The sequence below is a fragment of the Pontibacterium sp. genome, from assembly GCF_964228735.1.
In the GTDB taxonomy this organism is placed as follows: domain Bacteria; phylum Pseudomonadota; class Gammaproteobacteria; order Pseudomonadales; family Balneatricaceae; genus Pontibacterium.
This window is the reverse complement of record NZ_CAXRBQ010000056.1, coordinates 1-10,951: the sequence shown is the minus strand read 5'-3', so window position 1 is coordinate 10,951 and position 10,951 is coordinate 1. Positions and strand designations below refer to the sequence as shown.

The following is a 10,951-nucleotide window of genomic DNA, read 5'->3' as shown; positions in this document are numbered from 1 at the left end:
GGCGACAACACAGTTGCCTGACGATGAAGCGCTGAGACTGATCGCTTCAATGTGTGAAAGACTGCGCACCCCAAAAGCCTGGTTACAACAGGCTCAGCAGGTGCGCCAATGGCACCAAGCAATTGCTGACATTGAGAGCCTAAGCGGTGCACAGCGTTTTGAGCTCATTCAGTCTCTGGACCTGCTACGGCGCCCTCAGCGTCTGGACGGAGTTTTTGCGTGCTGCGCCGCATTGCATGAGCTCGACAGCACATTGCATGACCGCTTGCAGAAGCTACTGACCGCACTCAACCAGCTTCAGGCGGGTGAGCTGATCGCAAAGGGGTTTAAGGGCAAAGCGCTCGGTGATGAACTCAACCGTTGTCGCGCACAGATCTGCGACCAGATTTAGCAGGAATATCCGATGCCTCCATCCAGTTCCCCTACCGCACTGATTACCGGCTCTGCCCGCCGCATCGGTGCCGAGATCGCCCGCCATCTTCACAGCGAAGGTTACCGCGTCATCATTCACTGCCGTCATTCACGCGATGAAGGGGAAGCACTTGTCGCATCACTCAACCAGACCCGACCGGATTCCGCATCGTCGATTCAAGCCGATCTGAGCGACATGCCCCAGGTCTCCGTATTGTCGGAGCAGATCACGGCAGAATTTGGCGACATCCACCTGCTGGTCAACAATGCATCCAGTTTCTACCCAACCCCGCTTGGCGAATCCAGCCAGCAACAGTGGGACAACCTGATAAACAGCAACCTGCGTGCGGCCTACTTTCTGACTCAGTCTCTAAGCCCCGGCTTGATACGCAACAACGGCGCCGTCGTCAATCTGGTGGATGTGCACTCTCAACGCGGGCTGCCAGACTACCCGATCTACTCAATCGCCAAAGCCGGTGTTGAAATGATGGTAAAAGTACTGGCGAAAGACCTAGCACCGAATGTGCGCATCAACGGAGTATCACCCGGCCCTATTCTCTGGCCTGAAGCAGAAGCTGCGCTGTCAGACGCAGCGAAAGATGAGATCATGAAAAAGACACCGCTACGCAGAAGCGGCAATCCTAAAGATATCGCGGATGCGGTGTACTTCCTGGCACATGCCCCGTTTATTACCGGACAAGTGCTTGCGGTGGATGGTGGGCGTTCCTTGTTTAGCTGAAGCACAGGTTTCAGCTGAAACGCCCGATAGCCAAAGATATTATTCAGCCGAAGAGATAGTCTGGCCCTGCCATTCGAAGTCAACGGACCAGAGATTCTGCCCACCTTCGTAACCATGCCATAGCGCCTGATAGGTCTGCTCCACTTCTGGATGCTTAACCTCAGGCGCGACCTCTGCCAGCGGTAGCAGTACAAATGCGTTCTTCAGGATTTCATCACGCGGCAGTTGCACACCGTCGTGATCGCCAATCAGCTCGTCGTAGGTCAGAATATCGATATCCAGCGTACGTCCGCTGAACTTGGGTCCTTTTCGACAACGGCCGTTGTCATCCTCGATACTTTTCAGCAGGCGGGATAACTCACCTACTGGCAGGTCGGTGTTAAAGCCCGCGACCAGATTGTAGAAGTTATCCCCATCAAAACCGACAGCTTCACTTTCATACACCGATGAAAGCACCAGCTTACTGAAACGCTCGGTCAACGCATCCAGGGAAGCACGGATATACCGGGCACGATCCTGGTTGCTGCCGATGCTGACATACACCTGCGCCATCAGAAGCGCTCTCCACGTTCGATGATCACACCCACATCCTTTGCCGCAGGCACCGCGCCGGGCTTACCTACACGAACGCGAATCCAACGCACACCAAAGGTGGTCATGATCAGTCCCGCAATCTCTTCGGCCATGGTTTCCACCAACTGGAACTCACTGGCTTCGACGAACTCAATCAGCTTCTCTGAAACCGACTTGTAGTTCAGGGTATTGTCCACCACCTCGGTCTCAGCCGCTTTGCGGATATCGGTGCCCATCTCGAGATCCAGACTGACTTTCTGGCGAATCTCACGCTCCCAGTCATAGATGCCGATGATCGTTTCTACTTCTAATTCACGTATGTACACTATATCCATGCTTACAAACCTATAGGATGGTGCGATGCCCGAGCTCGAATTACTGAATGCACTTATGGTAGCAACCGCTTACCTGCTGGGTTCAGTGCCGAGCGCTATCTTGGTGTGCCACTGTATGGGCATCGCCGACCCTCGTCAACAGGGCTCCCGCAATCCAGGTGCCAGCAACGTGTTGCGTATCGGCAACCGTAAAGCAGCGTTCTTTACCCTCATTGGGGATATTGGCAAAGGTTGGTGCGCAGTCTCGCTGCCGCAATGGATGGATCTGGAGAGTAATGTTGCCAATTGGTGTGCACTGGCTGTGGTGCTGGGCCATCTGTTTCCATTGTTTGCCCGGTTTAGCGGCGGCAAAGGCGTGGCGACCGCCGTGGGCGTCTGCCTGGCGCTGTCGATTCCGCTGGGGATTATTCAGATGGTGTTGTGGGGTATGTTGATCAGTATTGGTCGGATTGCCTCACTGGCATCGATCGGCTGCGCCTTGATCTCGCCACTCGCGGCCTGGCTGGTACAGCCTGGCCTGATGATGCCAGTGCTGCTGATCTCTGTGCTGCTGTTATACACACACCGGGAAAACATTAAGCGGCTTATCAAAGGCGCTGAGAGCCGGTTCTAAGCCGCCAACTAACGGATCTAATCAGATCGCATCCAGAGTGTGCATAGGCCAGCGTGGTTGCGCCAGAATGGTCAGATCGCTGGACTGCCCCGCCAACAGACGCTGACAACCGGCAAAGGCGATCATTGCACCGTTATCGGTGCAGAAACGAGGACGGGCGTAATACAGGCCTGCACGTTCCTTCTTAACCATCTCTTCCAGACGAACCCGCAAGCGCTTGTTGGCACTCACGCCACCCGCGATGATCAACTGCTTCATACCCGTCTGTTGCAGAGCACGACGACACTTAATAGCCAGTGTATCTACCACCGCCTGCTCAAAAGCACAGGCGATATCTGCGATGGTCTGGTCATCCAGTTTACCGTTTTCGTCGCGATGGCTATTGGCTGTGTTGAGAGTAAATGTTTTCAAGCCGGAGAAGCTCATATCCAGCCCTGGTCGGTCGATCATTGGGCGTGGAAATTTAAAGCGTGTCACATCCCCCTTTTCAGAAAGGCGCGCAATCTCAGGACCACCCGGATAGTCGAGGCCCAACATTTTCGCAGCCTTATCAAAAGCTTCACCAGCGGCGTCGTCCAAGGACTCTCCCAGCAGTTCATACTGACCAATACCTTCAACACGTACCAACTGCGTGTGACCACCGGATACCAACAGCGCTACAAATGGGAATTCAGGCGGCTTCTCTTCCAGCATCGGCGCCAACAGGTGTCCTTCCATGTGATGTACGGCAATGGCTGGCTTATCCCATGCCAATGCCAGCGCTCGCCCGGTGGACGCCCCCACCATCAACGCGCCAATAAGACCAGGACCCGCCGTGTAGGCGATTGCATCCACATCGCCGTGTTCCAGATTGGCCTGTTTAAAAGTTTCCCGGATCAGAGGAATCAGTTTGCGCACATGGTCACGCGATGCCAGCTCCGGCACTACGCCGCCATACTCGGCATGCATCTTAACCTGGCTGTAGAGGGTGTCGCCCAGCAGGCCTTGTTCACTGTCGTAGATCGCTACGCCGGTTTCGTCACAGGAGGTCTCGATTCCTAATACACGCATCTTGTCTAAACTGTAATTAATGATCGGGGGCGACATTATCCAGCAATCCGAGAGAAATTTCACCGTATTGCTCTTTACATCCGCCAGACCCGCCATTAGAATTTCGGCCCTCGCCATAATTGCGCCCAAAACGCAGCATGGTGAGACTAGTGGATTAACTCAATCAATTTAAGGTTTGTATACACATGCCAGCGGTAAAAGTTAAAGATAACGAGCCATTTGACGTAGCTCTGCGTCGCTTCAAACGTTCTTGCGAAAAAGCAGGTATTCTGGCAGAAGTTCGCCGTCGCGAATTCTACGAGAAGCCAACGTCTGTTCGTAAACGTAAAGCAGCTGCAGCAGTTAAGCGTCACGCGAAGAAAGTTTCTCGCGAAAACGCTCGTCGCGTACGTCTGTACTAATCCACGAGATAGATCCTCTCCAGCTTAATCAGAGGCAGGTAATACGATGTCCGAACTCAAGCAGCAGATCACCACTGAGATGAAAGCTGCCATGCGCGCCAAAGATAAGGAGCGCCTGGGTACGATCCGTATGATTCTTGCTGAGCTGAAACGCATCGAAGTTGACGAGCGCGTGGAGCTGGATGATGCACGAGTCCTGGCGACGCTGGACAAAATGTCCAAACAGCGTCGCGACTCGATCTCGCAATATGAAGCAGCGAACCGCCAGGATCTGGCGGATGTAGAGCGACGGGAGATGGAGGTGATTAAAACTTTCCTGCCGCAACCGCTAAACGAAGAAGAGATCAGCGAACTGATCGAACAGGCTATTTCCACCAGTGGCGCACAGTCCATGCAGGACATGGGCAAGGTGATGGGTGTGTTGAAACCCCAGATCCAGGGCCGCGCCGATGTAGGTGAGACTTCCAAGCTCGTAAAACAGCGCCTGTCCAGCTAAACTGCCGCTGATCATTCAGCAGCAGCAACTACATGGCCGGACGAATCCCCCAACACTTTATTGACGATCTCCTTGCACGCGTTAACATCATCGACGTGCTGGATGGCCGTGTCCAGAAGTTAAAGCGCACCGGCAAAAACTATTCCGGTCTCTGCCCTTTCCATAAAGAGAAAACCCCCTCCTTTACTGCCAACCAGGAAAAGCAGTTCTACTACTGTTTTGGCTGTGGTGCCGGCGGTAATGCACTGGGTTTCCTGATGGAATACGACCACCTCGACTTCCCACAAGCTGTAGAGGAACTGGCCAAGATGGTCGGCATGGAAGTGCCCAAGGAAGAGTCCCAGCAAAATCGGCAGCAGCAACAACACCTAAAATCACTCTATGACTTGCTCACCCAGGCAGCAGAGTTTTATGCCCAGCAACTTCGCAGCCATTCCAGTCGACAGCAAGCGGTTAACTACCTTAAATCCCGAGGCCTATCTGGCCAGGCAGCGAAAGCATTCGAGATAGGCTTTGCTCCACCGGGGTGGGACAATCTACTGAACCATGTGGGCGACAGCAGCGAAAACCGCCAACTACTGGAAAAAGCTGGCTTACTTATCCACAACGAAGAACGCAACAGCGATTACGACCGTTTCCGTAACCGCATTATGTTTCCGATCCGCGACCAACGTGGTCGGGTTATTGCGTTTGGCGGTCGCGTTCTAGGCGACGACAAACCCAAGTACCTGAACTCCCCGGAAACCGAGACCTTCCACAAAAGCCGTGAGCTATATGGCCTGTACGAGGCCCGCAAGCACAACCACAAGCTTGAGCGGCTATTGATTGTGGAAGGATATATGGATGTGGTGGGACTGGCTCAGTACGGTATTCATTATGCCGTTGCGACACTTGGCACTGCCACCACAGCACAGCACCTGGAACGTATCTTCAAAATCGTACCAGAAGTCATTTTCTGCTTTGACGGTGATGAAGCGGGTCGCAATGCAGCAAAACGCGCCTTGGGTACTACCCTACCCGTAATCAAGGATGGTCAGGAAGCGCGATTCCTGTTCCTACCGGAAGGTGAAGACCCTGACAGCCTAGTACGAAAAGAAGGCTCCGATGATTTCAGCAAACGCCTGGATGAAGCTCTGCCGTTGGCAGAATTTTTCTTTAAAAGCCAGTCGGAAGAGATGGACCTCAACAGCATGGACGGCCGCGCCCGATTCAGTAGCGCCGCGCTCCCCCTGATCCAAGGCATGAAACCCGGCATCCTGAAGCAGATGATGCTGGACCGCGTCAGCGAACTGACAGGATTGTCTCAGGATCAGTTGGAAAGTGTCGTTAACCTGCACAGCGCCACCCAACCAACGGAACCCGAGCCACAACCCCAAGCGGAGTACTACCCAACCGATTACTATGACGCGGGTGATAGCTACTCGGAGCCGGATTACTATCCGGAAGACAGCTCCAGCGCGCCACGCAAGGCGCAATTCAATACGCGCCGGGAAACCAGCAAATCCCGCAGTAGCGTTCAGATTGAACTCAGCGAGCGCATCATCTCACTGCTGCTGCACTTTCCTACGCTGGCACGATTGTGCGAACTGCCTGCAAAGCTGGACCAACTGCCAGAACCCAACATCCCCCTGCTTTGCGCGCTGGTGGACTACCTGAAAAGCCACCCCCGCGCCACACTGGGCACCCTTTATGTTGACGGGCAGGAAGACCCAACACTCAGCGGTTACCTGATGACACTTAATGGGATCACATACGCCGACCCGGTTAACGATATTCAGCAAGCCGAACAGATTCTTCAGGACGCACTACCAAAACTGGAGCGCCGCATTGATGATCTACGCCTGGATGAGCTCAAACGCAAGATCAGTCGCAGCGACGAAGAAAAGAGCGAACTTAACCAGCTACTGATGAAACGGTTGAACAGCTGAACGCTGCCCTGCACTGCAAAATAATCGCAAGCGCTTCAAAACTGGTCTATTTTTTAATCATCAGCATCAATTATTAGCCCCTTCTTTTGTAGAAAAAACGCCCATTGATCGCTATAATTGCCTGCTAATTTTTTCATCATTCACATCTAAGTCAGGGTCACATGTCCGATACTTCTCAGCAGCAGTCGCGCCTCAAGGAATTGATCGCCCGTGGTAAAGAACAAGGCTACCTTACTTACGCTGAAGTCAACGACCACCTACCGGAAGATATAGCCGATCCGGATCAGGTCGAAGATATCATCCGCATGATCAACGATATGGGTATCAAAGTATCCGAAGACACACCGGATGCCGAGACCCTGTTGATGACAGAAGGTGATTCTGCCGACGATGCCGACGACGAAGCTGTGGCCGCACTTGCTGCCGTAGAGTCCGACGCAGGTCGCACCACCGACCCAGTCCGCATGTACATGCGTGAAATGGGTACCGTGGAACTGCTGACCCGTGAAGGCGAGATTGATATTGCAAAACGCATCGAGGAAGGCATCCGCGAAGTGATGACCGCCCTCGCAGCGTTCCCAGGTTCCGTCAATATCGTCCTGGATGCCTACGATGAAACACTGCAGGAAGATGGTGGCCGTCTGAGCGACATCTTCAGCGGTTACATCGACGCCGACGATACGACTTACGAAGCGAGCCCAGCGACTCCAGCGGCAGACGAAGCAGATGCTGAAGATGCTGATGAAGACAGCGACGACGATGAAGAAGAAAAAGATCGTGGTCCGGATCCGGAAGAAGCTGCTAAGCGCTTTGGCCTGATCCGCGAATGCCTGGAGAAATATCTGTCCGCTATTGAAAGCGAAGGTATCGAGTCGAAAGCAGCGGCAAACGCTATGGTCGAGTTGGGCGAAGCATTCGCGCCAATCAAGCTGTCTCCACGCTACTACGACACACTGGTAGAGCGCGTTCGTTCCGCCATCGCAAACATCCGTGTGCAGGAACGTACCATCATGCGTATCTGCACCCAGCGTTGCCGCATGCCGCGTCGCGAATTTATCAACGAATTCCCGGGCAACGAGATCAACACCGAATGGTTCAATAACCTGATTGAATCCGGTGCGGATTACTCTACTGCGATCAAACGCAACCTAATCGAACTGAAACGCGCTCAGAAGAAACTGATCCAGCTCGAACAGAACACTGGACTGACGCTGACGGAGATCAAAGAGGTCAACCGTCGCATGTCGATTGGTGAAGCCCGTGCTCGCCGCGCGAAGAAAGAGATGGTGGAAGCCAACCTACGTCTGGTTATCTCTATCGCGAAGAAATATACCAACCGTGGTCTACAGTTCCTGGACCTGATCCAGGAAGGTAACATCGGCCTGATGAAAGCGGTGGATAAGTTCGAATATCGCCGTGGTTACAAGTTCTCCACCTACGCGACTTGGTGGATCCGCCAGGCGATTACCCGCTCCATCGCCGACCAGGCACGCACCATCCGCATTCCGGTTCACATGATCGAAACGATCAACAAGCTGAACCGAATCTCCCGCCAGATGCTGCAGGAGATGGGCCGTGAAGCAACACCTGAAGAGCTGGCTGAGCGCATGGATATGCCGGAAGATAAGATCCGTAAGGTGCTAAAGATTGCAAAAGAGCCAATCTCCATGGAAACACCGATCGGTGACGACGAAGATTCCAGCCTGGGCGATTTTATCGAAGACGTGACTATCGATTCCCCGGTAGATTCCGCAACTGGCGAAGGCCTGCGCGAAGCGACCAAGGAAGTCCTGTCTGGTCTAACCGCACGTGAATCGAAAGTACTGCGTATGCGTTTTGGTATTGATATGAACACCGACCACACCCTGGAAGAGGTTGGTAAACAGTTTGACGTGACGCGTGAACGTATCCGTCAGATCGAAGCCAAAGCACTGCGTAAGCTGCGTCACCCAAGCCGCTCCGAGCATCTACGCAGCTTCCTAGACGAATAATTTCCTTTTATATCAGTGTATTGCGCCAATGATATCTCTCAGGGTATCATTGGCCTCCCTCTTCGGGCCTATAGCTCAGTTGGTTAGAGCAGCGGACTCATAATCCGTTGGTCGCAGGTTCAAGTCCTGCTGGGCCCACCATTAAAATCCCTCTTATTCATATTAATTTCGCTCTCCAAAACATGCCTCTCTTTTAATCGTTTTCTGTATTTTTAATAAAATACTTTTTATCTGTATCTTTAATTATCAATATCCCAAAAGCGTTGCTTTTTAAAATCGCTACAATTTCATACAGAAATTTTATCTGACGAAATTTCATTTGATTGATTAAGCCCGGCCAGTTTAGGATGCAATACAATTTAAACATGCAGCATATAAAGTGAAGTGATACGCTAGATCAATGTCTTGGCTGATCATGCTTGCAGGTAAAGGAACTACGGCGCAAGATAGCAGGCAGCTGAAACAGCCAAGAATATGAAGTTACCTCTGTCGCATCTGAACCCCGTTCAAGCCTTTAGAGGCCGCGCCTTCACACCTTTGTCGTTGTTAAGGAAATCGAATGAAAGTTACAGTTTTTGGTATTGGATACGTTGGCTTGGTGCAGGCCACCATCTTTGCCGAGTTGGGGCATGACGTTGTCTGCGTTGACGTTGATGAAGCCAAGATAAGCAATCTGAAACAGGGAATTATTCCAATTTACGAACCAGGCCTTACACCCCTGGTAGAGAAGAACTATGCTGCGGGTCGCCTGCACTTCACAACGGATGCGAAGGAAGGCGTTGAGCATGGTCAGGTCCAGTTTATCGCAGTCGGCACACCACCGGACGAAGACGGTTCCGCGGACCTGAAATACGTCCTGGCCGTGGCAAAAACCATCGCTACCTACATGCCTGAACACCGTATCGTTGTGGACAAGTCCACAGTCCCTGTGGGTACTGCCGACAAGGTTGCTGCACAATTGCAGGCAACGCTGGATGAGAAAGGTTCAGACCTCAAGTTTGACGTAGTCTCCAACCCGGAATTCCTCAAAGAAGGCTCCGCGATAGAAGACTGCATGAAACCAGACCGCATCGTGATCGGTACCGACAACCCTGAGGTTGAAGCAGTGATGCGTGAGCTATACGACCCATTCAGCCGCAGCCGTAACCGCATGATCGTCATGGACATTCGCTCTGCCGAGCTGACCAAGTACGCAGCAAACTGCATGCTGGCCACCAAGATCTCCTTTATGAACGAACTGTCCAACCTGGCTGAACTGCTGGGCGCGGACATCGAGAAAGTCCGTGTCGGTATCGGCTCCGACTCCCGTATCGGTTACAGCTTTATCTACCCAGGCGCGGGTTACGGCGGCTCCTGTTTCCCGAAAGATGTCCAGGCACTGGTGCGTACCGCACATGGCGTAGACTATCAGCCACGCCTGCTGGAAGCAGTTGAAGCGGTTAACTACGACCAGAAAACAAAACTGTTCCGCAATATCCAGAAGCACTTCGGTCATGACCTTCAAGGCAAAACTATCGCGGTATGGGGGCTGTCCTTCAAGCCAAACACCGATGATATGCGTGAAGCAACCAGCCGTGTGCTGATCGAAGCACTGCTGGAAGCCGGTGCCAAAGTTCAGGCGTTTGACCCGGAAGCGATGAACGAAGCCCAGCGCATCTACGGCAACCGTTGCGGCCTAATGCTGACCGGTACTAAAGAAGCGGCACTGCAAGGAGCCGACGCCCTGGCGATCTGCACCGAATGGAAAGAGTTCTACGCACCCGACTTTGAGCTGGTAAAAGCGTGCCTCTCCACCCCGGCGATCTTTGACGGCCGCAACCTGTACGATCCGATCCGGATGAAGGAGCAGGGCTTTGCGTACTACGGTATCGGCCGTGGTGAAAGCGTAAATACCGGCGAACTCTGATCGCATCAGCACCCCATAAAAAAGGTTCATCGTCGATTACCGGGGAAGGCCGCCTTTATCTTTAGGAAGAAGTACTCGGTATCTCGATAGCCATAGGCCATACGCTTGATCACTTTGATCTTGTTATTGATCCCCTCCAATCGACTGGTGTGGAGGGGATGTATCGCTGACGCCACGATACCGTGTAGATACGGCTTTAACTTCCGCGCAAAGTCCTGCAAGGGTTTTATCCCGCTTTCCTGTACCTGCTGCCACCACTGCTCCCACATCCGTTTTGCCTCATAAACACTGGGACAGTACCAAAGCTCTTTCAGCTGTGCTTTGAGGAGATAAACCACCAACAGGTTGCGGTTCGCGGACAGGAGTACGTCCAAGTTGGCTTGCTGTTGCTCGCTCAGGTTATCCCGGTTTTTCAAGAGCAGCCAGCGCGCTCGCTTCACGCAACGGCGCTGGGGCTTGTCGGTACGCAAGCGATTGGCTTCGTCTACTCGGACGCGATCTATCACCT

General features: G+C 53.0%; 12 protein-coding genes and 1 tRNA gene. 9 read left to right on the top strand and 4 right to left on the bottom strand.

Annotated features, from left to right (window positions below):
* Both ACEQ15_RS05885 and ACEQ15_RS05880 read left to right on the top strand, forming a co-directional pair.
* Positions 1–391 (top strand): hypothetical protein (locus tag ACEQ15_RS05885; protein WP_370278162.1); only part of this gene is annotated, 391 nt, incomplete at its 5' end.
* A 12-nt stretch (positions 392–403) separates the two neighbouring features.
* Positions 404–1,150: a pteridine reductase gene (locus ACEQ15_RS05880; protein WP_370278161.1), complete on the top strand. Its 747-nt coding sequence runs from the start codon at positions 404–406 to the stop codon at positions 1,148–1,150.
* 39 nt (positions 1,151–1,189) lie between these two features.
* Here the strand turns inward: ACEQ15_RS05880 and folK are convergent, their stop codons facing one another.
* Together folK and folB are read right to left on the bottom strand one after the other, a co-directional pair.
* Positions 1,190–1,702 (bottom strand): 2-amino-4-hydroxy-6-hydroxymethyldihydropteridine diphosphokinase, encoded by a 513-nt coding sequence (folK, locus tag ACEQ15_RS05875; protein WP_370278160.1) that lies wholly within the window; start codon positions 1,700–1,702, stop codon positions 1,190–1,192.
* Complete coding sequence (gene folB, locus ACEQ15_RS05870) at positions 1,702–2,058, bottom strand: dihydroneopterin aldolase (RefSeq protein ID WP_370278159.1); 357 nt, start codon at positions 2,056–2,058, stop codon at positions 1,702–1,704. Before folB ends, folK begins: the two co-directional genes overlap by 1 nt.
* A gap of 25 nt (positions 2,059–2,083) precedes the next feature.
* Between folB and plsY the strand changes: the two genes are divergently transcribed.
* The gene (gene plsY, locus ACEQ15_RS05865; protein ID WP_370278158.1) at positions 2,084–2,671 is read left to right on the top strand and encodes a glycerol-3-phosphate 1-O-acyltransferase PlsY; all 588 of its coding nucleotides are present in this window, start codon (positions 2,084–2,086) and stop codon (positions 2,669–2,671) included.
* Between the two features lie 21 nt (positions 2,672–2,692).
* Here the strand turns inward: plsY and tsaD are convergent, their stop codons facing one another.
* Positions 2,693–3,721 (bottom strand): tRNA (adenosine(37)-N6)-threonylcarbamoyltransferase complex transferase subunit TsaD, encoded by a 1,029-nt coding sequence (gene tsaD / locus ACEQ15_RS05860; RefSeq protein WP_370278157.1) that lies wholly within the window; start codon positions 3,719–3,721, stop codon positions 2,693–2,695.
* A gap of 185 nt (positions 3,722–3,906) precedes the next feature.
* Here tsaD and rpsU point away from each other — a divergent pair, with 185 nt between their 5' ends.
* The 6 genes from rpsU to ACEQ15_RS05830 all read left to right on the top strand — a co-directional run bounded on the left by rpsU (position 3,907) and on the right by ACEQ15_RS05830 (position 10,443).
* Positions 3,907–4,122 (top strand): 30S ribosomal protein S21, encoded by a 216-nt coding sequence (gene rpsU / locus ACEQ15_RS05855; protein WP_282350104.1) that lies wholly within the window; start codon positions 3,907–3,909, stop codon positions 4,120–4,122.
* A 46-nt stretch (positions 4,123–4,168) separates the two neighbouring features.
* Positions 4,169–4,618, top strand: a complete 450-nt coding sequence (locus tag ACEQ15_RS05850; RefSeq protein ID WP_282350106.1) for a GatB/YqeY domain-containing protein — start codon at positions 4,169–4,171, stop codon at positions 4,616–4,618.
* A gap of 32 nt (positions 4,619–4,650) precedes the next feature.
* Complete coding sequence (dnaG, locus tag ACEQ15_RS05845; RefSeq protein ID WP_370278156.1) at positions 4,651–6,546, top strand: DNA primase; 1,896 nt, start codon at positions 4,651–4,653, stop codon at positions 6,544–6,546.
* A 161-nt stretch (positions 6,547–6,707) separates the two neighbouring features.
* Positions 6,708–8,537: an RNA polymerase sigma factor RpoD gene (rpoD, locus tag ACEQ15_RS05840; RefSeq protein ID WP_370278155.1), complete on the top strand. Its 1,830-nt coding sequence runs from the start codon at positions 6,708–6,710 to the stop codon at positions 8,535–8,537.
* Between the two features lie 64 nt (positions 8,538–8,601).
* Positions 8,602–8,678: transfer RNA gene (locus tag ACEQ15_RS05835), tRNA-Ile, on the top strand.
* A 418-nt stretch (positions 8,679–9,096) separates the two neighbouring features.
* Positions 9,097–10,443, top strand: a complete 1,347-nt coding sequence (locus ACEQ15_RS05830) for a UDP-glucose/GDP-mannose dehydrogenase family protein (protein WP_370278154.1) — start codon at positions 9,097–9,099, stop codon at positions 10,441–10,443.
* Positions 10,444–10,469: 26 nt separating this feature from the next.
* Here the strand turns inward: ACEQ15_RS05830 and ACEQ15_RS05825 are convergent.
* Positions 10,470–10,951: transposase (locus ACEQ15_RS05825; RefSeq protein WP_370278153.1), on the bottom strand; the 482-nt coding region annotated here is incomplete at its 5' end.